The sequence below is a fragment of the Affinundibacterium baiyunense genome (assembly GCF_018139645.1).
In the GTDB taxonomy this organism is placed as follows: Bacteria; Pseudomonadota; Gammaproteobacteria; order Burkholderiales; family Burkholderiaceae_D; genus Undibacterium; species Undibacterium baiyunense.
The window spans coordinates 91380-116162 of the sequence record NZ_JAGSPM010000010.1; the positions used below are offsets into that span (position 1 = coordinate 91380).

The window sequence follows — 24783 nt, forward strand, 5'->3', positions numbered from 1 at the left end:
TTCTTTCATATCTGAACCACCCTCACCCCAACCCTCTCCCGCTTGCGGGAGAGGGAGCTTAAAATCAAGCGACTAGCTGTTTGGCCGGCGCACTCATCAGAGCCGCTTTCTCGACATGATAAGCCTGCATTGCCTTTTCTTTCACATGGCCATAGCCACGGATTTTTTCAGGCAAGCTGGCAATCGCGACGATTTGATCGAGGTTATCTGCATTGAGTTTATTCAACAAAGACAAGATCGTGTCGCGGTAGTCAGTGATCAATGCGCGCTCTTTTTGACGTTCTTCGGTGTAACCAAAGATATCAAGCTTAGTCCCGCGCAAGCCTTTGCATTTAGCGAGCAATTTGAAAGCTTGCCACATCCAAGAACCATATTGCGCTTTGATCAAATGGCCTTGACCATCTTTCTTAGAAAATAGCGGTGGTGCTAAGTTAAACTTCACCGAGAATTCGCCCTCAAATTGTTGCTTGAGTTTTTCTGTAAACTCGCCATTGGTGTACAAGCGTGCGACTTCGTATTCATCTTTATAAGCCATCAATTTGTACGCGTATTTAGCGACAGCCGTTGCGAGCTTATTGCCTTTGCCTAGCTTGTCTTCAGCAGCGCGAACTTGTTGTACTAAATCTTCGTAGCGCTTTGCATAAGCCGCATCCTGATATGCGCTTAGTTCTGCTACACGACGTTTGATTATGCTATCCAAACTTTGCGGCATCTGCACGACGACTGGTTTGGCTGGGAAGGCGATGTTCTCCACGCGCTTCAAATCGACGGCGGCACGACGTCCCCACAAGAAGGCCTTTTTGTTTGCATCGATGGCGACGCCGTTCAATTCAATGGCGCGCAATAAGGCCGCTTCAGACAAGGGGATCGCGCCTTTTTGGAAAGCAAAACCCAGCATGAACAAATTGGTCGCGATCGAATCGCCCATCAAAGCCGTCGCCAACTTTGTCGCATCGACGAAGTCAACGTTGCCACCGACGGAATCAGAAATCAAACGCTCTGTTGACTCTAAAGGGAACTGCCAATCTGGGTTCTTCGCAAACGCACCCGTTGGCTGTTCGTGACTATTGATCACAGCACGCGTACGACCCGCGCGCATTTTCGAAATCGCATCGTGTTGGCCTGCTGTCAAAATGTCGCAGCCCAAAATCAAATCAGCTTCACCCGTTGGAATACGTTGCGCACGCAACTTGCTGACTTTTTCCACCACGCGAATATGCGACGTCACCGAACCATTCTTCTGCGACATGCCCGTCATGTCCAACACAGAAGCGACCTTGCCTTCCAGATGTGCTGCCATGCCGAGCAAAGCACCAACGGTAATCACACCGGTACCGCCGATACCGTTCAATAAAATATTGTAGGACGTATCGCAGCTTGGTAGAGTCGGCAAGGGGATATCGCCGAAGTCGTCGGCTTTCGCTACACCCGTTTTCGACTTCACTAACTTACCGCCTTCGACAGTCACAAAGCTAGGGCAGAAGCCTTTGACGCAGGAATAATCTTTATTGCAGGATGATTGATCAATTGCGCGTTTGCGACCGAACTCGGTCTCGACCGGCATGATGGAAGTACAGTTTGATTGCACACCGCAATCGCCACAACCTTCACAGACCGCATCGTTGATGAACATGCGTTGGTTCGGATCGGGGAATTGGCCTTTCTTACGACGACGGCGTTTTTCAGCAGCGCAGGTTTGATCGTAAATCAACACCGTAGCGCCTTCGATGTCGCGCAATTCGCGTTGTACTGCATCCATGTCTTTGCGATCATGCAAAGTCACTTGACCAGGCAAACCACTACGGTCTGCGTAGCGGCTCAAATCTTCGGTAACCAAGGCAATGCGCTTCACACCTTCGGCTGCCATTTGTTGCGCCATCATGGGGACGCTGATCGTGCCATCCACTGGCTGACCGCCTGTCATCGCGACCGCATCGTTATACAAAATCTTGTAAGTGATGTTGACCTTGGCTGCCACTGCGGCACGAATCGCCAAGTAACCAGAGTGGAAGTAAGTACCATCGCCCAAGTTTTGGAAGACGTGTGGCAAAGTCGAGAAAGCCGCTTGACCTATCCATGGTGCGCCTTCGCCACCCATGTGTGTAGTCAGCTTATTGAACTCAGGGTAAATCGCGGTGGCCATCACGTGGCAACCGATCCCTGCTAAAGCCAAACTGCCTTCTGGCACTTTGGTGGACGTATTGTGCGGACAACCTGAGCAGTAGTACGCTGGTCGCGCTGGCGTGTTGACTTGTTTGGTCAATACTTCGTCTTTCGCTTCCAAGAAAGCCATGCGTTCTTTGATTAGATCACTAGTATGGAAGCGCGCAATACGTTGGGTGATCACGCGAGCGATTTGCGATACGGAGAAGTCGGCTTTTGAGGTCAACAACCATTCACCGCGTGGTGCAACCCATTCCCCTTTTTCATCGAACTTACCAATCACACGTGGACGCACATCGTCGCGCCAGTTGTACAGTTGTTCTTTGAGTTGGTACTCAACCATTTGGCGTTTTTCTTCGACCACCAAAATTTCATCGAGACCTTGTGCAAACTCACGCACACCGTCCGGTTCCAAAGGCCAAGGCATCGCTACCTTGTACAAACGAATGCCGATGTCCGCTGCCATTTGTTCATCGATGCCCAAGTTTTCAAATGCTTCCAAGACATCAAGATAAGACTTGCCTGAAGCCACAATACCGAGCTTAGCGTGTGGGCTATCGATCGTTACATGATTGAGTTTATTGGCGCGGGCATACGCAAGAGCGGCATAGATTTTGTAATCCTGCATCAAAGCTTCTTGCTTACGTGCTTGCACACCGAGAGTGTCGAGTGATAGGCGGGTATTCAGACCACCTTCAGGCATCACAAAATCTTCAGGGATTGTAATTTTCAAGCGGAAAGGATCAGCATCGACCGACGATGTCGATTCCACCGTATCTGCCAAGGCTTTGAAGCCGACCGCACAACCGGAGAAGCGCGACATGGCCCATGCATGCAAACCCAAGTCCAAGTATTCCTGCACATTCGCTGGATACAACATCGGGATCATGCAAGCGGAGAAAATATGATCAGACTGATGCGGTAGTGTCGAAGAATAAGCACCGTGATCGTCACCGGCCACCAAGATCACGCCACCGTGTTTCGAAGTGCCCGCATGATTCATATGTTTGAAAACGTCGGCACTACGATCGACGCCCGGACCTTTGCCATACCACAAACCAAACACGCCGTCGTATTTGGCAGGGCCAATCAGATCGACAGTTTGCGTACCCCACACGGCGGTAGCGGCTAAATCTTCATTCACACCAGGAACGAATTTAATATGATTCTGTTCCAGTAATTTTTTGGTTTTCCACAAAGTTTCATCCAAACCACCGAGCGGTGATCCGCGATATCCTGAAATGAAACCGGCCGTATTCAAGCCAGCGGCGAGATCACGCTGTCTTTGTATCATCGGCAAGCGCACTAATGCCTGAATGCCTGATAAGAAAATGGTGCCGGAATTAGAAGTGTATTTGTCGTCCAGCGTGACTGGTGCCAAGATGGGTACCAACGGTGACGCAGAATTGGAAACGACGGAGGATGTTGCTGATGCTGTAGATGCTAGGTTAGACGAAAGCGAAGACGCTTCCACCGGACCAGCAGATTTCATTGCTGTGTCGGATGACATTGTAGAGCTCCAAAAAATTTGTGATTTTTGTGTGCAAAGAACTTGGGCTGCGTCCGGTAAGACACAAGTCTGTTCTGAGCTTATGGGAAGGTAATCGCCATAAGTTCAAGTTGCATCGGCTGAGATGGCAGCCATTTTAATTCAATTCAGGCCTGATACCCAAGAAAACGCCCGCGAACATGGTCGTTTTTCTTAAGAAAGTTTCTTAAAACCTAATGAGCCGCGCCACAATTCCTATGAACGGCGCTTGAACATCAGGTTTTAATACTTTACGTAGTTTCAGGCAAATCTGAATCGGAGACATCAAAGAAAGCTTTCGAAATACCGGGATGGAGACCACACCCATTCGCTGCAGCGCTTTCTCGACTTCCTTTGAAATCTGCTGTGTTCACAGTGTAGTCAGAGTTTAGACATTTGAAAAATACGGAATAATCATAGGGATATCATGAAAAGTGATACCCATGCAAACCGGTCTAAAACACATCAACATGTTGCACAAACATACACCTAAAAAATAAATGTAAGTTTTTATGTTGACTTCTCATTTTTAATCAACTACATTTGTAGAACTACATGAGTAGTTATGCAAAGACAAAGCAGCTTAACTATTCGAACATCGCCAACAACCGAAAGATATTTAGAGATACTTAGCATGGAAGAAGATAGCAAAAACGTTTCGCTTAGTGAGCCACAGTTAGCCTTAATGCGTGTGCTATGGAGCAAACCCAATTCCAGCGTTAGTGAAGTCGTCGATGCGATGCGCCAAACCCGTCCACTCGCGCATACCACCATCGCAACTATGCTCAGCAGGTTAGAAAAGCGCGGTCTAGTAACGACCATCAAAGAAGGTCGTCAATTAATCTACCGCGCATCTTACTCTGAAGCCGAAATTCAAAAATCGATGGTTTCGGAATTGCTCTCTTCCGTCTTTATGGGAAATGCACGCGCACTACTCTCACACCTCGTCAGCGAAGAAGAAATCAAAGAAGAAGATCTAGAACAAATTCGTCAGCGATTGCTTGCTCATTCCAGCAAAGGAAAGACACATGGATAACGTCCACTCACTGGCCGCACACACATTGAGCTGGTTGTTCAATTATCTGGTTCACAGCAGCATCTTACTTGGCTGCGCCGGTCTGGCTCAGTACTGCGGAGCACTCCAACAAAGACGACTAGCGGAATTGGTTTGGCGCTTAGCATTGTTTGGTGGTCTGGCAACGGCAAGCTTACAACTTGGCGTGCAACTATATTTGCAAACACCAAATAACAATAGCTTGATAAGTGCTCCTTCTGAGATCATCTCGACTAAGGAAGTCAACTTTGCGAATGATTCAGGAAAACTGTTGTCCATGAATGAACCAGTCGATTTAACAGCCTCTGCAAGTCATGTACACAATCAGACCGTCGCTCAACTTGCAACAAACACGCCATCTGACAAGGCTACGATTCGTTTGCCGGCAAACTTACAAGATCTGATAAGTGCAATGGCTCTGATTTGGCTAGGTTATTGCGCGCTGATCGCTGCCAAAATAGCGCTCCACGTGCGCCATTTAAATCGCATAGCAAACGCAATGCCTATCGTCTCTCGTAAAGATTTAACAGCTTTAGTCGCCAAAGCACTACCTAAACGAAACAATGCACAGGCGCTGCGTGTTAGTACTAATTTTAATAGCCCCTTTGTCTGTCCAAACGGCATCATATGTTTGCCCGCATGGGCTCTAGAGCAAGAAAATCAAGCTTTATGTCATGCGATGTTGCAACATGAAATTCGGCACATTATTCGGAAGGATAGCGCTTGGCGTATCGCCCAAGAATTTATTAAAACTGCTTTCTTTTTTCAGGTATTAAATCGTGCAGCAGATAAGCAATTAACACTGCTCGCAGAAATCGATTGCGACTATGTCGCAGTCAGAGCAAATGGGGTCGACACCTTTGCTCAAGCTCTTGTGCGCTGTGCAGAAATGGTCGTCTCCAGCAAACATCCCTCGTTCGCTATACCCATGGCAAAAAGTACGTCTCTACTTCAACGCATTGAATTCATCTTAGATGAGGATATTATGAACAAGCAAACACCAAGAGAACACAATAAACCCTCAAGCGTTAGCAACTTAGCGCTAGGCCTAATCGCAATCGCTAGCCTATCAGGAATCAGTTACGCGATGCCAACGATAGGATTTGCTGATGTTCCCATCGCTAAAGCAAGCATTGCACCATCTGCTCCCACTCGCCAAGAAGTTCGTAAAGTTGATGCACCAAGCATGCTGATGCCTGTGACACAAACTGAAGCGCAAGATGATGCAGAAGTCACACATACGATTGCTGTTCATACTAATGATGATCCACCTAAAAATCATATATCAGTAAGTGAGCTAGCCGTTACTCCTAGTGAGACAAGAGCGACACAAGCCAATGAGTTTGAAAAGGCACAGGCCGCCTATGAGAATAAGAATTTCACGGAAGCGCTGCAACTATTTCGCGATCTCGCTAAACGTGGACACACAGAAGCCTTATATATGGCTGGCGATATGCTATGGCGCGGTGAAGGCAGCAATGTCGATCCAGAAACAGCCATAGCGATGTTGACGCAAGCTGCCAATCAAGGGCACGCTAAGGCTCAGCAATACACAGCCTTGTTTGCCGAAAGAGCTAAACGTCAGACAGAAATCACTTTCTACACGCAACAATTTGATGGTGGGAAATTGAAATGGAAAGCACAAAGTTGTGAACGACCTAGCTTGAATAGTGCACGCCCATCTCTGAAAGAATATAAGGAGATCGTCAACAAACTCAACGCCAACTTAGGCTGCTATAACAATTATGTCGCTAGTCTTCAGCAGAGCTTCAACAACGAAGACTATCTTGGCCCTGACTTACGTCGTCTAATGCGCAAAGATGAAATCGAACAGGCTAAACAATTAGTACAAGACACATACTTTGAGATGGGTTTGCGCGCGATGCGTGATAGTCAAGAGATGTTGGTTGAATTCAACAAAAAAAATGAAATCTGGAGATCAGAAATTAGTTTGCAATTGGCACGCAATACCATTCGCAAAAACGATTGGGATACAGAGCACTTTGCCAGAATGGAACGCAGGCCAGTAGAAATTGAAACTGGAGTTCGCTCAGTTACAACGTCTAGCAATCCAAACGTCGCTCCAGTTGTGAACACCAAATAAATTGAAGTAAGTCGATAGCAAAGAATAGTCTCCCCTTGAATGAAGCATAGCCAAAAGCAGATCTGGCTATGCTTCATTTTTTTACGAAGTCGAATATTCTGAGTAGATGATTATTTAGACAAATGCTTTTTCAAGAACGTCTCTAAACGTGTATAAAAATCACGACGATGTTCGCTATCATAGAAACCGTGACCTTCGTTTTTAGCTAGCATCCACTCAGGTGAATTTCCAACTTTAATCAAGGCGTCACGCATCTTTTCCGCTTGATCTAATTGGGTTGTTTCATCTTTAGTTCCATGCGCTAAAAACACCGGAATTTTGATCTTCTCTGCTTGGCTTGTTGGCGATTGTTGCGCCAAAACGAGTGGATCGTTTCCCATTGATTCAACTACAAAATTTGTTGCTTGTTTATCTGAACTAATATCTTCACGTTTCAAACGACTTGCTAAGTCGTAACGGCCGGAATATCCAACTGCACATTTAAACATACCAGGCGCGCGTATCGGTGCCATTAGTGCAGCGTAACCACCAAAGCTAATACCAAAGACACAAACACGATCTTTATCAATTTCTGGATGATTATTCGCCCACTTCACGCCATCAATCAGATCATCCATCATCTTTCCACCGTATTCACGATAGCCCGCTCTACGGAACTTCGGGCCTCGTCCTCCAGAGCCGCGAAAATTGACTTGTAATACTGCGTAACCACGACTTGCTAAGAATTGCGCTTCGTCATCAAAATACCACGTGTCTGACACCCCAAATGGTCCACCGTGAGGTAACAAAACCATCGGCAATTTGTTCCCATCTGGATTGTTTGGCATCGTCAAGTAACCCGTAAGTTCCAAACCATCGCGTGCCTTAAATTTAATCGCACGGCGTTCAGCCATCTGCTCAGCATTGATCCCCGGCATATTCGTTAACAATAAATCTGCCTTGCCTGTCTTTCTGTCGAAAATATAATAGGAACCTGGATCGCGATCACTGCTCACACTAAATAGCAATTTCTGTCCGTCCATCGTAAAGTTAATAAAGTGCACGTAAGCATCAGGAAACGAAGCACTCAAGGATTTGTGCAATTGTGCATCCGCTGAGCTCTCATCTAAATAGCGTGCCTTTGGTACTCCAACACTTAGGGTGTAGGCAAATGGTGTAGATGGGTGAGATGTGTATTCTATGGTTCCCAGACTCGACAATTTGTCTTGCACAATAATGCTGCGCTTGCCTGTCTTTATGTCTTCGCGCAACAAGCCATATGGACCGTCATCTTGACTAAAGTTTGCATAGAACGCGCTGTCGTCTGCTGTGAAGTCAAATGGTTGAAGATGCATATCTAAGGAAGCTTGATCAATGCTATTCCAAGCTCCGGTTGCGTCATCTTTTCTCAATACGATGGTTTCATTTTTTTGATTGGAACCAATTGCGAATCGTGGCTTTCCATCAGATTGATGCACAAAACTCAAACGACGCATGGGAATATCAGCCAGTAGTTTGCGATACACACTGAATGTATTGATCTCATATAACTGCGTACGGTCAACTCGCCACTCATTCGACGTCAGCTGTATCGTGCCATCCATCGATGCTGGAATGTGACTGATAATTCCATAGCCCAAATCGTCGTGGTAACGTGAGGCACGTTTCGACTGTGTGGAGCCGTTGTAACCATACAGGTACTCAATTTCAGTGCCGTCCATATTTGCCGCAACAACCTCACCCGTTGCCTCGGGCCGTTCGCGATAGCCGACCTCAATCCCTTTTTGAATGACCAAACGATCATTTTTTATCCATCCAAAATCGATGGGCACTTCGTAGCCGGGCAGCACGAAAGTATTAACGACCTTTAAATCAGGTAAGGCATAAATCGTCATGGTTGGAACAATACGATCACGACGCTGTATCCGCACATTCACAGCCAGATGCTTACCATCTGGCGACAAGCGCGGCATACTGTATTTTTGTTCTTCAACAAAAGCATCTATCGGCACAAGCTTATTGCTTGTTTGTGCATTTGCAAAAGTTGGAATCGCTAAAATTAATCCAGATAACAGCAGTCTTTTCATTAATGTCTCCCTTAATCGAAAACAGTGATCATAACTGCAATATCGAAAGCTTAATAGCTAAATTTAATTATCTATTACTAAAAATTTCTATGGAAAATCCACTGTCTAGTGGCAACCAAGGTGTTCATGTCTCAAGCCACATGATTACTGATTTGATGTTTGGGCAAGTAACACTTAATTAGAAAAGATCTCAACAAAGATCAGCGCCAAAGAGAGGACATCTCGCATCATCGATTATCGTGATGCGATTTAGGCATTGATGATTTTAATTACTCGGTGAACAGGATTTGACTGGCTTCATTTCTGCGAGACTTTTCGCCCCAAGCCAACGACCGCTTTCGCACAAGTCACGACTGACATCAAGTACCAGTCTTTCAACTGCCATCGCTGCATTCGTCAAAGGAATATTTTTTGACGCACACAAACTCACGGTGCGCGATAGAGTGACATCACTAATCGGCGTAGCACACATTTCGCCGCGTTGGATTTCCGCAAAAAAAGGAGAAATGGGCAAAATGGTGGCGCCCATATCGGCCAAAATCGCAGACTTTAAAATCGCAATCGAGGTAATATCAATGACATTCTCGATTTGCTTTCCTTGTGCGCGCACCACTTGTTCGATACGTGGTCGTACACCATGTTGGATGCTAGGCAAGATCAATGGTGACTGCAATACCTTATCCAAGGTGATCGATTTGCGCTTGCATGCAAACTGCGAATTGGCGCGCGTGATATACATCATCTGCTCTTCAACCAAGGTCTTAGTATGGAATTTACCAAGCTGACCATCATCAAATAAGATCGCTAAATTCAAGCGCCCCGAAGCCAACTGCTCAGTTAAGTTTCCAGTCAACTCTTCTGTCAACTGAAACACAATATCGGGATAAGCAGCACGCACTGCCGTCAACAAAGGAAACGCCAAAGCACCAGAAGCACTTTGTGGGATTCCTAAAGCGACCGTTCCGGTTGGTTTATCGGTCGATTGCGCAACCGCAGATTTAGCGTCAGCGATTTGCTTTAAGATCGCCAGCGCATGCTCATAGAAAATTTTTCCTGCGTCGGTTGCTTGCATTCCCTGTGCGGAACGATGCAACAAACTCGCGCCCAGTTCTTCTTCTAACTGCTGAATTTGTTGGGTTAACGCTGGTTGCACGATATGCAAAACACGTGCGGCACGAGATAGTGAACCGTGGTCAACGATGGCGACAAAATAGCGTAGTTGACGTAGTTCCATAATATGAATTAGCGCAGATTAGCTCAACGAAGAACTGGAAATTAAGTCGTAATTAGCAAGCAAGACTAACGAAGTCGCTCACCTAAAATCTTTGAAGGCAAGGAGTTTCCTCATCAAACTAGATCAGAAAAAGATCAAAAGAATTCGACACTATCTTGAGAGTGCTCGATGTGTAGTAAGCCCGATTCAACCAAATCTTCGTAATGGCAAATTCGGTTACGCCCATTGCTCTTGGCGTAATACAAAGCTTGATCAGCACGACCAATGATGCCGACCGCCGGTTCAAACGGATCGATATGGGCGAAGCCAATACTGATCGTTACCGTACCAACCTGTGGGAATGGATAACGCGCCACATTTTCACGGAAGCGCTCAAAAATCATGTGCGCGTCTTCCTTGGTTGTTGAGCGCAACAAAATCACAAACTCTTCGCCGCCAAATCGAAATAATTTATCACTTGGACGGAAAGAACTGCGCATCAGATTCGCCACCAAAATCAACACTTCGTCACCATACAAATGTCCGAAAGTATCATTGACGCGTTTAAAGTGATCAATATCCAATACAGCCAACCAATGCTGTTTTTCTTTGTCGTCGCGACGTCGTTCAATTGCAGGTTGACCCACTTCTTCGGATAATTGCTTCTGTACGCTAGTACGTAATATTTTTGAGAAATTATCGTCAAAGGTTTTACGATTTAATAGCCCAGTCAATGAATCACGCTCACTGTAATCAAGTAAGTTTTGGAAATTGCGATATACAACCAAAATACCACTCATTACTTCTTTAGTGTTGTCAGTAAATGAGGCGGGATTAAAAATCTCGAGGCAAACGTGGACTTTTTCATTCATCCAGATCGGCAACCAAACAGTACGATCGCCATTATCGGCGACATGCTCAATCACATTTTCATGTTGCTGCAATCCGGAAGCAAGCTGAGGAAACTGCTCAATCGGGACTTCTGGAATCAAGTGAACCAGGTGCTCTTCATTGGAAGCCAATTTGCCATGATCTATCGTAATTTGCGCCTTCACGAAAACATTGTCGCCAACGTGCAAAATATCGAGCACTCGTGCGCGTGACGCATGGGTTAGCTCGCTCAAGGCTGAGATCACAGAAATATTGAGAAGATCGTGGTCGCGGTGACCCGTAATCTCCATCAAATGTTTAATGATTGATTCCATAAACACAATCTAAGGAACAAATTCCAGAAAAGACACTAGCGGTACGTGCCAAGTAAGTGCAAATCGTGATACATCGTAAAAGAACTACTCATCACTACTTAGGCGAATCCCAAACCAATCAATTGATTTCTATAAGGGCGAAATCACCATCAAAATGAATCAAAATAGCAATGACAAGCATAAACTATAACAGCATTTTATTTCTTTGATAACCATCATCAAAACACATCCAAACATCTTAACTACATAGGGTGGTGATAGCAAGACTTTCCATCGGTGGAAATACGCACTATGTCAGGCCTGCACCACCCAAACTTGTGGTCGATTTTTTTATTGAGTAAAGCCTATCTAGGCAAAACACCTCACACCACCACATTCAACACAAAATTGGCGACGATAAACGCGCAGTTCGAGAAGAAGTAACATTTTGTAACAATCTAAATTGCAAGAGCATAGACAATCGTATTCATAGCAACTTGATCGATCATCATCGGTGAAATACGGAATTATTTTTATTCCATACAAGCCGTTTATCGATACTTTAAGGATGCGATTGAGGTATCCTAGCGGCTTCCAATTTCCTCTATAAAATTACTCCAAAAATGGCAAATTACGTCTACACCATGAACCGAGTCGGCAAAATCGTGCCGCCTAAACGTCAAATTCTGAAAGATATCTCACTTTCATTTTTCCCTGGTGCCAAAATCGGTGTCTTGGGTCTAAATGGCTCAGGTAAATCGTCTCTGTTAAAAATCATGGCAGGGATCGATAAAGATATTCAAGGCGAAGCAGTGCCAATGCCGAATTTGAATATCGGTTACTTGCCGCAAGAACCGCAACTAGATCCTGAACAAACCGTACGCCAAGCCGTTGAAGGCGCATTAGGTGAAGTATTTGAAGCGAAAGCAAAGCTCGAACAAGTCTATGCGGCTTATGCTGAAGAAGATGCAGATTTCGATGCACTTGCCAATGAACAAGCGCGTCTAGAAGCGATTATTTCTGCGTCTGCTGGTGACAATGTCGAACTGCAATTAGAAATGGCGGCGGATGCATTACGCTTGCCACCATGGGATGCAAAAATCGGTGTGTTATCCGGTGGTGAAAAACGTCGCGTCGCACTTTGTCGCTTATTGTTATCCAAACCAGACATGCTGTTGCTTGATGAACCTACCAACCATTTGGATGCAGAATCAGTCGATTGGCTAGAACAATTCTTATTACGCTTCCCTGGCACCGTCGTTGCCATTACCCATGATCGCTACTTCTTGGACAATGCGGCGGAATGGATTCTAGAACTAGACCGTGGCGCTGGTATTCCATGGAAGGGCAATTACTCTTCTTGGCTAGATCAAAAACAAGCACGCTTGAAGCAAGAAGAAGCAACCGAATCTGCACGCCAAAAAGCCTTGCAAAAAGAATTGGAATGGGCGCGTCAAAATCCAAAAGCACGTCAGGCCAAGAGCAAAGCGCGTTTGGCACGCTTTAATGAGATGAGTGAACACGAATACCAAAAACGGAATGAGACACAAGAGATTTTCATCCCTGTTGCTGAGCGTTTAGGTAACGAAGTAATTGAATTTAAAAACGTCAGCAAATCATTTGGTGACCGTCTGTTAATCGACAATCTCAGTTTTAAAATTCCACCTGGTGCTATCGTCGGTATCATTGGTCCAAACGGTGCCGGTAAATCGACATTGTTCAAAATGATCAAAGGCATCGAACAACCAGATAGCGGTGAAGTGGTATTGGGTCAAACTGCCAAAATTTCTTTGGTTGATCAATCTCGTGAGGATTTGGGTAATACCAAAACGGTATTCGAAGATGTCGCCAATGGTGCCGACATTTTAACGGTGGGTCGTTTCGAGATGCCTTCACGTGCCTACTTAGGTCGCTTCAATTTCAAAGGCGGCGATCAACAGAAAATCGTTGGTAATTTATCTGGTGGTGAACGTGGCCGTTTGCATTTGGCGAAAACTTTACTGCAAGGCGGTAACGTACTGCTACTCGATGAACCATCAAATGACTTAGACGTTGAAACATTGCGTGCATTAGAGGACGCCTTGTTGGAATTTGCTGGTAGCGTGATGGTGATTTCGCATGACCGTTGGTTCTTGGATCGTATTGCAACACACATCTTGGCATTTGAAGGCGACTCACAAGTCACGTTCTTCGACGGTAACTACCAAGAATATGAAGCTGATAAGAAGAAACGTTTAGGTGAAGAAGGAGCTAAACCAAAACGCATTCGCTACAAGCCTTTAACGACCTAAGGCAAACTAAAGTAGTCGCAAGCCAATCGCGCCATGACGATGTTCAAGAATTAGTGTGCTTAATTTGTGCAGTCTTATTTAGCAAATCTGCAGACCTAATTCTTGACATTCATGCGTAGCAAAATTAAAGGAGTGAATTGTGTCGAACAAATCTCAATCGTTTGCAAAAAATTGGATAGCTAGCGTGTTGTTGAGCATAGGATGCGTCGTTAGCATCGGCTCGGCACATGCTAGCGACAAGGCGAGCGCAAGTGCATCTGCGGGCGCAGCACCAACCGCGCGTCTAGAACCATTTGTAGTAAATCTCGCGAGCTTTGATCGCTACTTACAAACGATCATCACTTTGCAAATGGGCGCTCCTGAATCGGCCGACAAAGTAAAGTTGTTTATGCCTATGGTTCGTCATGCAGTGATTACGACGCTTAGCAGCAAGGACTATACTGAAATACAAACCGTCGAGGGGAAAAAGACCTTGATTGAAGAGTTGCGTAAGAAGATCAATGGTGCTTTGTCGGCGAAAGATCACGATGGTGTACAAGATATCTTCTTTGAAAATTTTGTCATTCAATAAGAAGCTTCATTTGCAGCACTAAAATACGCCCAAGATTCTTCTACTAGGAATCAATCGCTGGGATCTATGTATCAACTTTATGTATCAACTTAAATCAGCCGTCAGTGCTGAAATCGAAATCAAGAAAAGCCGCTTTCTCGGACAGCTTTATCCAGTTCTTAGTCGTGTCGAAGCACAAGCAATGCTGGCGCAGATTCGTGCGCAACATCCCAGTGCAGTGCATGTTTGCTGGGTACTTTTGTGTGAGGGTGATTCAGGTTTAGACGATGATGGCGAACCATCGGGCACCGCAGCAAAACCAATGTACAACGTCTTGGTGCATAAAGCACTATTCAATGTACTGGCGGTAGTCGTGCGTTATTGGGGTGGCACGAAACTTGGTGCAGGCGGTTTAACACGTGCATATGGTCAAGCCATTTCTGATGCATTCAAAAATGCAGAATTAATCGCGATTGAGGTGCTCAGCGAGATCAAGTTAGCGGTTCAATTTGCCGATGAATCACAACTACGTCGCCTATGTGAGTACTACCAAGCGAACATCATCGCATCAGACTATACCGATCGCGCCATCTTGCGGATTCGACTCAAAGAAAATCAAGTCGATGCGTTCTACAACGAGGCGCACAATTTATTGCGTGGCAATCTCGAAAAACTTGCGATCGACGATGTCGCCTGAGTTCAATTCATTTACTTAGGTCAATCAAGCATTCGGTGAGCAGTTTATTTCTGACTTGCGCGGCTATCCAATTGCTCGCGACTCACAGCAATAAAGTGATTTGCGCGGTGACCAACTCGGTTGGGCTCGCTTTAAAACCAGTTTTTGCATAACGCTGCCAGCGACCCAACACGAAAGTCGTTAGTAGATTCGCGCGCATTGCCACTTCTGATTCTGGTACTTGCCCTTGCACACCGGCTTGTCGCAGAGCTTGTTTGTAAGCCAGTTCAATTCTATCCATCAACTGATTCATGCGTTGCTGCAAACGCTCGTCTTCATTGACTAAAGCATCACCGATCAAGACCTTGGTCATACCTGGATTACGTTCTGCAAAACTGAGTAACATCAAGGTAATGTTATGCGCTTGCTGCAAACCATCTTTATGTTGTTGGCTGATTTGATTGATCAAACCAAAGATTGTGGTCTCGATAAACTCGATCAAGCCTTCAAACATTTGCGCCTTACTGGCAAAATGTCGATACAAGGTCGCCTCAGACACGTCGATCTTCGCTGCCAATGCCGCCGTCGTAATTTTTTCCCCTTTCGGGTTTTCCAACATCGCGGCTAAAGTTTGCAAAATCTGGAGCTTACGCTCACCGGGCTTTGTGATAGACATAGTTTTGGACAAATTAGAACAACTAAGGACAACTAAGAGAAACCTAATTGACGCAAACGATGCGGCAATTCAAACACCGATTTTACTTTGATATCGGCGCTGGCAGAAATACTTTTCTGCTGTACATGCTGGCCATGCCCAGTCACCAACACTGTGCGCAAACCAATTTGTTTCGCGGCGACCAAATTCGCAACACTATCTTCCACCAAAATACATTGTTGTGGCGACCAAGCATGTTGCGCCAATAATTTTCTAAGATAGGGCTTGCTTGGCTTGGGATGCGACTTGCCATGTACATGCATAGACTCTATCGAAATGTGGTCCGAGAAGTGACGATGCAAATTGAAATAGCGAATCGCTTGCTTTGAATATTCTTGCGGCGCATTCGTAAATAAAATTTTCTGGCCAGGTAGTAGTGCAAGAATTTTTGATAAACCACGTTCTCTTCTGAGCAAATCAGGAAGATGTTCAAACTGATGTGCTTCACGTAAAAAGTCCGCTTCGTTGACGCCATGGTGGATCACCATACCTTTAAGCGTGGCACCGTAACGTTTTAGGTAATCGACTCTTAATTGATTGACGGTATCTATGTCTGAAGGATGGTTTGCCGCCGCTAAGACTTGTGTCATGTAGCGGGTCATGTTGTTGGCTATGCTGGGGAAGACTGCTGCGCTGGCGTTGTGTAGGGTGTTGTCTAGGTCGAATAGCCAGATGGTTGGTTTTGTTTTTTGTTTCATTTGTAGCGATTTTCGCGACCTGAGCTAAGCTATGTTGTTTACTGGTCGGGGGTGGCCCGACAGCCAGTTACCTTTTTTGCTTCGCCAAAAAAGGTAACCCAAAAAAGGCGTCGCAGGCGCCACTGCCCTTCGGGTTCCCAATTGTGCAAGACAAAAATGGGGAGAGTCAGAAACTCGCTTCGCTCAGACATCTGACTCTCTTTTTCCCATTTCTGTCCCGCACAATTGGCAGTGTCACATGCGAATGAAGTCGGACTACTCAACGTGGAATTGAATTGCAGGCCGAACAGACAATTTTTAAAGAATCAAACCTCTTCAAGCCAATCCGCCCCGAATGTAATATCAAACATCATTTTCATCGTCTTCACGCGGTGCACGATGCCAATGATCACTTACTGATTCACGCCATGCTTGCCAACCGACTGGCAGATCGGCTACTAAGCCCACGGTTCTATCCCGCTCAAACGCGCACGCTAGACAAACGATAAGACATTCACCAGGGTCGTCGCTTCCACACAAGAACTGCCAATCACCATCATTGTCGTGGCTTACTAAAAGTACTGGATGATCTTCTCGTAGAACTCGCTGATTAGTGTACGCAACAGCGTTAGTCGGCGCATCGAATGGCCAATCAACTGGTGCTAACAAGTGTGTATGGTTCGAGACTATTTCCATGATGTTGAACTTTGCATTAAAAAACCTATCTTTCTCAAACTGGATAGACCACTAGTCAGAAATTTCATTCTCGGGATGCAGTGCTAGGCGCTTCCCGCAGCAATACTCAGGTATTGCGAGGACAAGCAACAACGCAATGCGCCCGAAAATGGAATTTATATTAGTGGGATCGAATCATCGTACCAAAAGCTTGCTCCGTCAAAATCTCAAGCAGCAAAGAATGCGGAATGCGGCCATCAATAATGTGTACCGTATTCACACCTGATTTCGCAGCGTCTAATGCGGAAGAAATCTTCGGTAACATGCCGCCAGAGATCGTACCGTCGGCGAACATTTCGTCGATTTCTCTTGCTGATAAGTCGGTGACCAAATTGCCTTGTTTGTCTAATACGCCAGGAATATTCGTCATCATGATTAGCTTTTCGGCTTTCAGGATTTCGGCGATTTTTCCTGCGACTAGGTCGGCGTTGATGTTGTAGGCTTGGCCGTCTTCACCAAAACCGATAGGCGAAATAATCGGGATGAAGGCGTCGTCTTGCAGGGCTTTGACCACTGCTGGATTGATGGCGTCAATTTCACCAACGAAGCCGATATCTAAGAATTCACCTGGATTCTCGCGATCTGGCATCTTCATTTTGCGGGCGCGGATTAAGCCGCCGTCTTTGCCTGTTAAACCAACCGCCTGGCCGCCGTAGTGGTTAATCAGCATCACGATATCTTGTTGTACTTCACCACCTAGTACCCATTCCACCACTTCCATAGTTTCTTCGTCTGTGATGCGCATCCCTTGTACGAAAGTGCCTTGCTTGCCGACTTTTTTCAGCGCGTTGTCGATTTGTGGACCACCGCCATGTACGACAACTGGGTTCATGCCAACCAATTTAAGCAAAATCACATCACGCGCAAACCCGTGTTTGAGACGCTCTTCCGTCATTGCATTGCCGCCGTATTTGACGACGATAGTTTTACCGTGGAATTTACGGATATACGGTAAAGCCTCAGCTAGAATCTCTGCTTTGATCTCAGGCTCTACACCTGCCAAACGATCAGAAGTTTCGTGAGGGATGATTGTCGTATTGCTCATATTAAGGTTATCCTATGAAGAATCGGGGTTTAGCCTGAATTTTACAGGCAAATCCATCCCTCGTTAAAACCTCATCAGGTATTTTTATACATGGCTCCCATAGTCAATTTAGCGCAAGAGCTCGAAGCGATGCGTCCCGCTCTGTATCGATTTGCCATGCTACAGTTGCGAAATGCCGTTCATGCAGAAGACGCGATTCAGGAAACGCTACTGGCAGTGTTAGAGAAGCCAGAAAACTTCCAAGGTCATTCCAGCCTGCGAACTTATGTGATTGGCATTTTAAAATTCAAAATTATTGATTTTTTACGTAGCGGCAATCGTGAGGCGCAACTCAGTGAGTTTGGCGCGATAGATCAAGCCGATGATGATATCGTTGATCATCTATTTCATGCGAGTGGACATACCTTAACCGCAGCGAGTGCTTGGGGTGTTCCAGAAGCCAACTTGCAGCAAAATGACTTTTTCAAAACATTAGAACTATGTCTAGAGAAACTGCCAGCACAAACCGCACGCGTATTCATGATGCGCGAGTGGTTGGAATTATCAAGCGAAGAAATTTGTAAGGAATTAGACCTCAGCTCGTCTAACTTATGGGTTCTTTTGTATAGAGCGCGCTTGCGTCTGCGTGAGTGTTTGGAACTCAATTGGTTCGCCATTGCCACGACAACAAAATAGGATCGCTATGCTATTTCTATACACTTGCAAACAAGCCCATCAAAAACTCTCAGAGAATTTAGACCGCCAACTGAGTCTAACAGAGCGCGCGCAACTCAAGCTGCATCTGAGTATGTGTGCATCTTGTAGTAATTTTAAAACGCAGATGCAAACTATCCGCATGGCGATGAAACAAATGGCAGCTGGCAAATCATCTGACCAAGATCCACAGTAGTAAGTGCAGATAAGCGCGGTCGCAAAAAAACGATCTTGCTAAAGTTGAACCGAAAAAATTCCCAAACAAAAAACACAAGTACTACGATTCAGTTACCATACCAATTTCTTGCATTTTGGCGCCTACGCCGATTGGATACATAATGCCGACCGATTCTCAATATCAAGCCGTTCCCGCGATCCCAGTTTCACAACGTATTCGTGAGCGCATCGTCAAAGCCAAAGTTCGCTATCACGCCAATGATAATATTGCTGACTTCATTGAACCCGGTGAACTCGACGAATTATTAGCGGAAGTCGAAGGAAAACTCCGTGGCGTATTAGAAAGCCTCGTGATTGATACCGCCAGTGATCACAATACTTTAGACACCGGACGTCGTGTCGCCAAAATGTATTTGAATGAAATTTTTAAAGGCCGGTATTTGCCAATGCCGCCAGTCACTGAGTTTCCCAATGCATCACATTTGAACGAGTTGATGATCATCGGCCCAATTACGGTACGCTCAGCTTGCTCACATCATCTTTGCCCTATCATCGGCAAAGTGTGGATAGGCGTGATGCCGAATGAACATTCCAATCTGATCGGTCTATCTAAATACGCGCGGATTGCGGATTGGATTATGAGTCGCCCGCAAATTCAAGAAGAAGCAGTGGTGCAATTGGCAGATACATTGCAAGAAAAAATGCAACCAGACGGATTAGCTGTCGTGATGGAAGCCGATCACTTTTGTATGCATTGGCGCGGCGTGAAAGATATGGATTCAAAAATGATTAATAGCGTGATGCATGGTTCATTCTTGAAAGATCCAAACTTGCGTCGTGAATTTTTATCGCTGATCAAAAAATAAGCCAACAAAATATCCACTGTGATGAGGAATATCGTATGTTAGTTCGTCTCTTATATGCCAGCCGTGCTGTCGATGGAAACCTAGGTGAAATCGTGCAGAGCATCATGCAACAATCGCGCGATCACAATCCTCAACACGGTATCACCGGCATACTCTGCCATAGCGATCAAGTTTTCATGCAAGTGCTAGAAGGTGGGCGCGAAGCAATCAACACACTGTATGCGCACATCTTGCGCGACCCGCGTCATACCGATGTGGTGTTACTTGACTATGAAGAAATTAGTCAACGTCGTTATGCTGGCTGGACGATGGGACAAGCAAACTTAGGCAAAATCAATCCATCAATTTTATTGAAATACTCTGCATTGCCTGAGCTCAACCCTCATCGCATGTCGGGAAAAATGTCATTGGCTTTGATTGAAGAGCTGATGGCAACTGCAGCAATCGTCGGACGCGCTTAAGAAAATACTGTCACACCATGATTGTCGGATGATTGCAACACAAATGATCAGTGCTGCGGTCTTTCAGCATAGCTCGCACTCACAACATCCGGCACTGGAGCGTCGAGCGCAGCGCAAACACTACGCAATAAATCAGCACCTTCGGCACTTAATGGATTGCCACTCGCCTGCAACATCAGGCGAATCAAAAATGGTTTTGCCAATGGTGCTAATTGTTGAAACTTGTCTAAAGCCTGTTTCACCGCAAAGAAATCCATTTGATCGCGCGCCACAAATTGTGCTGCTTGCAAATGTAGTTCCGGCATACTGTTCGACGCTTTTACAAACGCCTGCGGTGCGTGTTCAGCAGAAAATTCGGTCGTCGCCATTAAAGAAATCATCAAAGCGGCTTCTGTTTGCAACTGCGCGAGACCGGCATATTTCACGCCAACATCGCGCCCAGACTTTGGACTTAAACGCCGCTGCAATATGGTCTGCAACACAAATTCTGCCTGCGATACTTTTTGATCTGCTGCGATCAAACGTGCACTAATTCCCAGTACCTGCTGACGCTGCTCAGCATCTAACAATTTCAAAGCCGGTGTTGCCAAATCAAGCATCGGAAGATGTAAACTGACTGTGAGTTTTTCTAATGTCTCATGCAACAAACTAACGAGCGCACATTGCTGAGGCAAGGCTTGACGCAAAATTGCAAGTTGAATTTCAAAACTAGCGGGATCACGTCGATCCAATAAAAGTCCATACACTAGTGCACTAGCGGCTTTAGGATCACGCGCAGCCTGTACCAGTTCTGCTGGGATGGTCGCGATAGGTGCTTCTTGTTTAGCGGTGCTTGGTTTAGCCGCATTATCGCTAAAGTTATTTGCACTTGATGCGGGGGCTGTTTGATAACCATACTCAGGATGAAATCCCAAAGGCGACACCGTGAGTCCGGTCGAGCTTGATCCCGCATTCGTCCCGTCGCCTGCAGCAAAACTCATACTCACTGCATGTTCATCAAGCTCCATTTCAGGAGGCAATTCACTGGCATCCAATAATTCAATATTACGTCCATACAAACGTTGCAAACGCTCACTTAAAGGAGGATGCGTGGCAAACAAACCAGATATAAGATTTGGCCGTGCAGCGCCCAAAAACATATGGGATAACTGTTCCGCATTTGGATTTTTGATACGTGAACCACATTGATTACTACGTGTGAGGCCGCCAATTTTACGCAGAGCACCGCCAATGCCATCAGGGTTACGCGTGAACTGTACTGCACTGGCATCTGCCAAAAATTCGCGTTGACGCGAGACCGCAGATTTAATCAAACGTCCGAAGAAGATACCGATATAACCAATTACGAACAGCGCCAAACCGAATACAAACAAGATAAGTTGTATCGATGGCCCTTTCTCATCACGGCTCCGACTACCACCGAATCGTGCGCCCCACTCCATCAAATGCTGACCAAAACCCGCCAACATTTGTATCCCAAACAGCACGCCAATTAACTTAATATTCATGCGCATATCGCCATTCAAAATATGGCTAAATTCATGCGCTATCACGCCCTGTAATTCATCACGACTTAGACGCGTTAAGCTGCCACGTGTCACAGCAACCACGGCTTCATTTTGGTGATAGCCAGCAGCAAAAGCATTAATCGCATCTTCTTCATCCATCACATAGACGCGTGGACATGCCATGCCCGCCGCTAACGCCATTTCTTCGACGATATTCAACAAACGACGTTCTTGAATATCGCGCGAATCTGGCTGCACTAATCGACCACCTGCCATCCGCGCTACCGCATCACCACCATCTTTTAAGCGCGACATTTCAAACAACATGCCGCCGCCAATGAACAACAAAGTCACTGCTGTATTAGTAAAAAAGAAGCCTCGTGGATAAGTGTAAATCCCAGTAGGAATTTGGCCTTTCATCCATATCCATAACAGAGCTAAAGTGCCATTCACCGCTAACACGATCGCAATCACGGCAAGCACAAATAAGAACAGCAATTTCTTACTTTCTTTATGTGCTTGCGCTTGATGTTCAAAAAAATTCATGCTCGCTGGCCTGTACTGGAATTCAGAAATATCGACTCAGTTGTAACTTCAATTAAATGAAACTTTGATTGCTTTTCGTTCTTCTGGTGCTTCGGTGGATTGCAATAACTCAGCAAGCTTAAAGCCAAACATACCAGCAAAGATGTTGCCTGGAAATTGCTCGCACGCCGTGTTGTATTGCATCACGCTGTCGTTATATGCCTGACGTGCAAACGAAATTTTATTTTCGGTACTAGTCAATTCCTCAGTTAGCTGCAGCATGTTTTCATTGGCTTTTAAATCAGGATAAGCCTCAGATAATGCAAACAGTTTGCCGAGTGAAGATGCTAATGCGCCTTCTGCATTCGATAACTGATGTACCGCCGCCGCATCCGATGGATCAACCGCAGCTTTCGCGTTCGCAGTGACTGCTTGATTACGCGCGGCGATGACGGCTTCTAAGGTTTCGCGTTCGTGCTTCATGTAGCCCTTGGCCACTTCGACCAAATTGGGGATCAAGTCATAGCGACGCTTAAGCTGCACATCGATTTGCGCAAATCCATTTTTGAAACGATTGCGGAAACTAACTAAATTATTGTAGGTGCTGATCGCCCAAAAGATGAGCCCACCAATAATAAGTAAAAAAATAATGAATCCCATATCTTTCTCCTGAAAAAAAGAGCTGCAAAAATATTTTGCAGCTCTGTGATTTTGACTTCACGCTTACTTGTTTTCTTCGTTCAAATCCACTTTACTTGGGGTTGCTAACATGGTTTTTAGCTCGTCCTCAGTAATGTATTCAAAAACTTTCACAACTTTACGCACACCATTCACACCGGCTGCAACACGTGCCGCCAAATCGCCTTCACGATGCGTCACACGTCCCATCAAAAATACTGTACCAGCTTCTGTAACGACCTTAAATGCGCTGCTATACAAATCTTTAGTATCAACAATCGACGCTTTTACCTTAGTCGTAATCACGACATCCGATGAGCGTGCCGATAAGTTGGATAGGCCTGATATGACTAATTCATTCTGCACCGCTAATACGCCTTGAATCGCTTTCACTTCGCGTTCTGCGGTTGCGCGTGCTTGTGCGTCAGCCACTTCACCCGTCAATAAAGCAACCCGATTAAAACTATTGACGTTGATATGCGCCGCATCACCTAAAGCGCGTTTAACAGCCGATTCTCCTTTCAGAACGATCGCCTTGTCTTCGGTTTGCGCGCCGAAAGTACGTCTATCAGTTGCGGCTAAAGTCCCCATCACCGCACCACCTACCACCACGGCAACACAGCCCTGCAAGCTGACTAAAGCTGCGCAAGACAAACTAACTGCCAACAATGGGCGAGAAATTTTTTTCACTAGCGGATTCCACAAAGAATTATTCATCCGTATCACCTCCAAATAAAGCGGCATCAATGCCGTCACACATGCAATGTATGGTTAATAAATGTACTTCTTGTATTCGTGCGGTGCGGTCATGCGGCACACATATATGCACGTCAGCATCCGTCAATCGACTGCGCATCTCGCCACCGCCTTTTCCAGTTAGGGCGATCACGCGCATATCACGTTCAAGTGCAGCATCTACTGCATTCAGGACACCTTGCGAATTTCCTGAAGTCGTGATCGCCAATAAAACATCTCCAGCTTGTCCAAATGCCTGTACTTGCTTAGAGAACACTTCTTGAAAACTATAATCATTAGCAACCGCAGTCATAATCGAGCTATCTGTGGTTAGCGCTAAAGCTGGTAAAGGCAAACGCTCACGTTCAAAACGGCCAACTAACTCCGCTGCAAAATGTTGGCAATCGGCAGCCGAACCACCATTGCCACAGGCTAGGATCTTATTTCCATTCGATAGCGCAGTGAACATTAACTCAATCGCTTGTTCGATCGGCTCGGCGAGTAATTCTGCCGAAATCATTTTCAGTTCTGCACTTTCCTGAAAGTGCGAAAGTATGCGTGGATTTTTCATAGTGGAAGAATTATAGGGGAGTCAAGGCGAAGTAGATACCTGCTTTGCAGGTAAAAGAAAGATTTTATTACCGTTCGGCGAATTCGTCGTTCTTGTCCTTTAATGAAGCGCGACCAATCATTGCTGCCAATTGCTGTCAAGATGACCTAGATTACCGTTGTAGGTTAGCTCAAGCGGAGATCACATTCTTTAACCAAATTAACTCTTCTCCCTCGATGGCGACGAGGTCAAAACGGCAGGCCGGTATTGGTTTGACATTCTGCAAATAGACTTGAGCCGCATGAACTAATCGTTTTTGTTTGCTAGACGTAACGCTTGCAATCGCGCCACCAAACTGCTTCGAACTGCGCTGTCTTACCTCAACAAACACTAAATACTTGCCATCACGCATAATTAAATCGATCTCACCACCTTTACATAAGAAACTTCGCTGCAGCAACTGCAAACCCTGCTCCTGTAAATACAAAAGCGCTCGCTGTTCCGCAGCGTCACCGGTTCTTTGTTTGCTAGTACGGATCGCAGCCAATCGTCGTGCTAGCCAATTTGTTTCAGTCATAGCGTACAATCT

22 protein-coding genes are annotated in these 24783 nt (G+C 45.7%); 9 read left to right on the plus strand and 13 right to left on the minus strand.

Annotated features, from left to right (window positions below; all coding sequences use genetic code 11):
* Positions 1–64: 64 nt before the first annotated feature.
* Complete coding sequence (locus KDM92_RS15330) at positions 65–3673, minus strand: indolepyruvate ferredoxin oxidoreductase family protein (protein WP_230408374.1); 3609 nt, start codon at positions 3671–3673, stop codon at positions 65–67.
* Between the two features lie 652 nt (positions 3674–4325).
* Here KDM92_RS15330 and KDM92_RS15335 point away from each other — a divergent pair.
* On the plus strand, positions 4326–4727 hold the full coding sequence (locus tag KDM92_RS15335) for a BlaI/MecI/CopY family transcriptional regulator (protein ID WP_212685318.1): 402 nt from the start codon (positions 4326–4328) through the stop codon (positions 4725–4727).
* Positions 4720–6849, plus strand: coding sequence for a M56 family metallopeptidase (locus KDM92_RS15340; protein WP_212685319.1), 2130 nt, complete (start codon positions 4720–4722; stop codon positions 6847–6849). The genes KDM92_RS15335 and KDM92_RS15340 overlap by 8 nt, the downstream gene beginning before the upstream one ends.
* 110 nt (positions 6850–6959) lie before the next feature.
* Here KDM92_RS15340 and KDM92_RS15345 read toward each other — a convergent pair whose 3' ends face one another.
* From KDM92_RS15345 to KDM92_RS15355, 3 genes are all read right to left on the minus strand, one after another.
* A complete protein-coding gene (locus tag KDM92_RS15345; protein WP_212685320.1) occupies positions 6960–8915 on the minus strand; it encodes an alpha/beta hydrolase family protein in 1956 nt (651 codons plus the stop codon).
* Positions 8916–9180: 265 nt separating this feature from the next.
* Positions 9181–10149 (minus strand): LysR substrate-binding domain-containing protein, encoded by a 969-nt coding sequence (locus KDM92_RS15350; protein ID WP_212685321.1) that lies wholly within the window; start codon positions 10147–10149, stop codon positions 9181–9183.
* Positions 10150–10283: 134 nt separating this feature from the next.
* Positions 10284–11333: a GGDEF domain-containing protein gene (locus KDM92_RS15355; RefSeq protein ID WP_212685322.1), complete on the minus strand. Its 1050-nt coding sequence runs from the start codon at positions 11331–11333 to the stop codon at positions 10284–10286.
* 602 nt (positions 11334–11935) lie between these two features.
* On the opposite strand from KDM92_RS15355, the gene ettA reads away from it, so the two are divergent.
* From ettA to KDM92_RS15370, 3 genes are all read left to right on the plus strand, one after another.
* Positions 11936–13603 carry an energy-dependent translational throttle protein EttA gene (ettA, locus tag KDM92_RS15360; RefSeq protein ID WP_212685323.1) on the plus strand — a complete coding sequence of 556 codons (1668 nt, stop codon included), beginning with the start codon at positions 11936–11938 and terminating at the stop codon, positions 13601–13603.
* Between the two features lie 139 nt (positions 13604–13742).
* A complete protein-coding gene (locus tag KDM92_RS18755) occupies positions 13743–14174 on the plus strand; it encodes a flagellar basal body-associated FliL family protein (protein WP_212685324.1) in 432 nt (143 codons plus the stop codon).
* 79 nt (positions 14175–14253) lie between these two features.
* Positions 14254–14850, plus strand: a complete 597-nt coding sequence (locus KDM92_RS15370; RefSeq protein ID WP_212685325.1) for an IMPACT family protein — start codon at positions 14254–14256, stop codon at positions 14848–14850.
* 82 nt (positions 14851–14932) lie between these two features.
* On the opposite strand, the gene slmA is transcribed toward KDM92_RS15370, so the two are convergent.
* From slmA to argB, 4 genes are all read right to left on the minus strand, one after another.
* Positions 14933–15505 (minus strand): nucleoid occlusion factor SlmA, encoded by a 573-nt coding sequence (gene slmA, locus KDM92_RS15375; protein WP_212685326.1) that lies wholly within the window; start codon positions 15503–15505, stop codon positions 14933–14935.
* Between the two features lie 32 nt (positions 15506–15537).
* The gene (locus KDM92_RS15380; RefSeq protein ID WP_212685327.1) at positions 15538–16242 is read right to left on the minus strand and encodes a pyrimidine 5'-nucleotidase; all 705 of its coding nucleotides are present in this window, start codon (positions 16240–16242) and stop codon (positions 15538–15540) included.
* A 342-nt stretch (positions 16243–16584) separates the two neighbouring features.
* On the minus strand, positions 16585–16917 hold the full coding sequence (locus tag KDM92_RS15385) for a hypothetical protein (protein WP_189345683.1): 333 nt from the start codon (positions 16915–16917) through the stop codon (positions 16585–16587).
* Between the two features lie 160 nt (positions 16918–17077).
* The gene (argB, locus tag KDM92_RS15390) at positions 17078–18001 is read right to left on the minus strand and encodes an acetylglutamate kinase (RefSeq protein WP_189345682.1); all 924 of its coding nucleotides are present in this window, start codon (positions 17999–18001) and stop codon (positions 17078–17080) included.
* A gap of 90 nt (positions 18002–18091) precedes the next feature.
* Here argB and KDM92_RS15395 point away from each other — a divergent pair, with 90 nt between their 5' ends.
* From KDM92_RS15395 to KDM92_RS15410, 4 genes are all read left to right on the plus strand, one after another.
* On the plus strand, positions 18092–18676 hold the full coding sequence (locus tag KDM92_RS15395) for a sigma-70 family RNA polymerase sigma factor (protein WP_212685328.1): 585 nt from the start codon (positions 18092–18094) through the stop codon (positions 18674–18676).
* 7 nt (positions 18677–18683) lie between these two features.
* The gene (locus KDM92_RS15400; RefSeq protein WP_212685329.1) at positions 18684–18890 is read left to right on the plus strand and encodes a zf-HC2 domain-containing protein; all 207 of its coding nucleotides are present in this window, start codon (positions 18684–18686) and stop codon (positions 18888–18890) included.
* Positions 18891–19032: 142 nt separating this feature from the next.
* Positions 19033–19737, plus strand: coding sequence for a GTP cyclohydrolase I (gene folE / locus KDM92_RS15405; RefSeq protein ID WP_212685330.1), 705 nt, complete (start codon positions 19033–19035; stop codon positions 19735–19737).
* A 35-nt stretch (positions 19738–19772) separates the two neighbouring features.
* Positions 19773–20198 carry a BLUF domain-containing protein gene (locus KDM92_RS15410; RefSeq protein WP_189345678.1) on the plus strand — a complete coding sequence of 142 codons (426 nt, stop codon included), beginning with the start codon at positions 19773–19775 and terminating at the stop codon, positions 20196–20198.
* A 47-nt stretch (positions 20199–20245) separates the two neighbouring features.
* Here KDM92_RS15410 and KDM92_RS15415 read toward each other — a convergent pair whose 3' ends face one another.
* From KDM92_RS15415 to KDM92_RS15435, 5 genes are all read right to left on the minus strand, one after another.
* Positions 20246–22252 carry a M48 family metallopeptidase gene (locus tag KDM92_RS15415; RefSeq protein ID WP_212685331.1) on the minus strand — a complete coding sequence of 669 codons (2007 nt, stop codon included), beginning with the start codon at positions 22250–22252 and terminating at the stop codon, positions 20246–20248.
* A gap of 48 nt (positions 22253–22300) precedes the next feature.
* Positions 22301–22891, minus strand: coding sequence for a LemA family protein (locus tag KDM92_RS15420; protein ID WP_212685332.1), 591 nt, complete (start codon positions 22889–22891; stop codon positions 22301–22303).
* 63 nt (positions 22892–22954) lie between these two features.
* Positions 22955–23626, minus strand: a complete 672-nt coding sequence (locus tag KDM92_RS15425) for a BON domain-containing protein (protein ID WP_212685333.1) — start codon at positions 23624–23626, stop codon at positions 22955–22957.
* Positions 23619–24215, minus strand: coding sequence for a phosphoheptose isomerase (locus tag KDM92_RS15430; protein ID WP_212685334.1), 597 nt, complete (start codon positions 24213–24215; stop codon positions 23619–23621). Before KDM92_RS15430 ends, KDM92_RS15425 begins: the two co-directional genes overlap by 8 nt.
* Positions 24216–24384: 169 nt before the next feature.
* Positions 24385–24771 carry a YraN family protein gene (locus KDM92_RS15435; protein WP_212685335.1) on the minus strand — a complete coding sequence of 129 codons (387 nt, stop codon included), beginning with the start codon at positions 24769–24771 and terminating at the stop codon, positions 24385–24387.
* Positions 24772–24783: the final 12 nt, after the last annotated feature.

Bases quoted from the DNA above. Each gene is read 5' to 3' on its own strand.
- KDM92_RS15370 (WP_212685325.1), top strand. From the start codon at position 14,254: ATGTATCAACTTAAATCAGCCGTCAGTGCTGAAATCGAAATCAAGAAA.
- argB (WP_189345682.1), bottom strand. From the start codon at position 18,001: ATGAGCAATACGACAATCATCCCTCACGAAACTTCTGATCGTTTGGCA.
- KDM92_RS15340 (WP_212685319.1), top strand. From the start codon at position 4,720: ATGGATAACGTCCACTCACTGGCCGCACACACATTGAGCTGGTTGTTC.
- KDM92_RS15400 (WP_212685329.1), top strand. From the start codon at position 18,684: ATGCTATTTCTATACACTTGCAAACAAGCCCATCAAAAACTCTCAGAG.
- KDM92_RS15425 (WP_212685333.1), bottom strand. From the start codon at position 23,626: ATGAATAATTCTTTGTGGAATCCGCTAGTGAAAAAAATTTCTCGCCCA.
- KDM92_RS15345 (WP_212685320.1), bottom strand. From the start codon at position 8,915: ATGAAAAGACTGCTGTTATCTGGATTAATTTTAGCGATTCCAACTTTT.
- KDM92_RS15395 (WP_212685328.1), top strand. From the start codon at position 18,092: ATGGCTCCCATAGTCAATTTAGCGCAAGAGCTCGAAGCGATGCGTCCC.
- KDM92_RS15410 (WP_189345678.1), top strand. From the start codon at position 19,773: ATGTTAGTTCGTCTCTTATATGCCAGCCGTGCTGTCGATGGAAACCTA.
- KDM92_RS15330 (WP_230408374.1), bottom strand. From the start codon at position 3,673: ATGTCATCCGACACAGCAATGAAATCTGCTGGTCCGGTGGAAGCGTCT.
- KDM92_RS15385 (WP_189345683.1), bottom strand. From the start codon at position 16,917: ATGGAAATAGTCTCGAACCATACACACTTGTTAGCACCAGTTGATTGG.
- KDM92_RS15350 (WP_212685321.1), bottom strand. From the start codon at position 10,149: ATGGAACTACGTCAACTACGCTATTTTGTCGCCATCGTTGACCACGGT.
- KDM92_RS15430 (WP_212685334.1), bottom strand. From the start codon at position 24,215: ATGAAAAATCCACGCATACTTTCGCACTTTCAGGAAAGTGCAGAACTG.
- KDM92_RS15420 (WP_212685332.1), bottom strand. From the start codon at position 22,891: ATGGGATTCATTATTTTTTTACTTATTATTGGTGGGCTCATCTTTTGG.
- KDM92_RS15380 (WP_212685327.1), bottom strand. From the start codon at position 16,242: ATGAAACAAAAAACAAAACCAACCATCTGGCTATTCGACCTAGACAAC.
- ettA (WP_212685323.1), top strand. From the start codon at position 11,936: ATGGCAAATTACGTCTACACCATGAACCGAGTCGGCAAAATCGTGCCG.
- KDM92_RS15415 (WP_212685331.1), bottom strand. From the start codon at position 22,252: ATGAATTTTTTTGAACATCAAGCGCAAGCACATAAAGAAAGTAAGAAA.
- KDM92_RS15335 (WP_212685318.1), top strand. From the start codon at position 4,326: ATGGAAGAAGATAGCAAAAACGTTTCGCTTAGTGAGCCACAGTTAGCC.
- KDM92_RS15355 (WP_212685322.1), bottom strand. From the start codon at position 11,333: ATGGAATCAATCATTAAACATTTGATGGAGATTACGGGTCACCGCGAC.
- slmA (WP_212685326.1), bottom strand. From the start codon at position 15,505: ATGTCTATCACAAAGCCCGGTGAGCGTAAGCTCCAGATTTTGCAAACT.
- KDM92_RS15435 (WP_212685335.1), bottom strand. From the start codon at position 24,771: ATGACTGAAACAAATTGGCTAGCACGACGATTGGCTGCGATCCGTACT.
- folE (WP_212685330.1), top strand. From the start codon at position 19,033: ATGCCGACCGATTCTCAATATCAAGCCGTTCCCGCGATCCCAGTTTCA.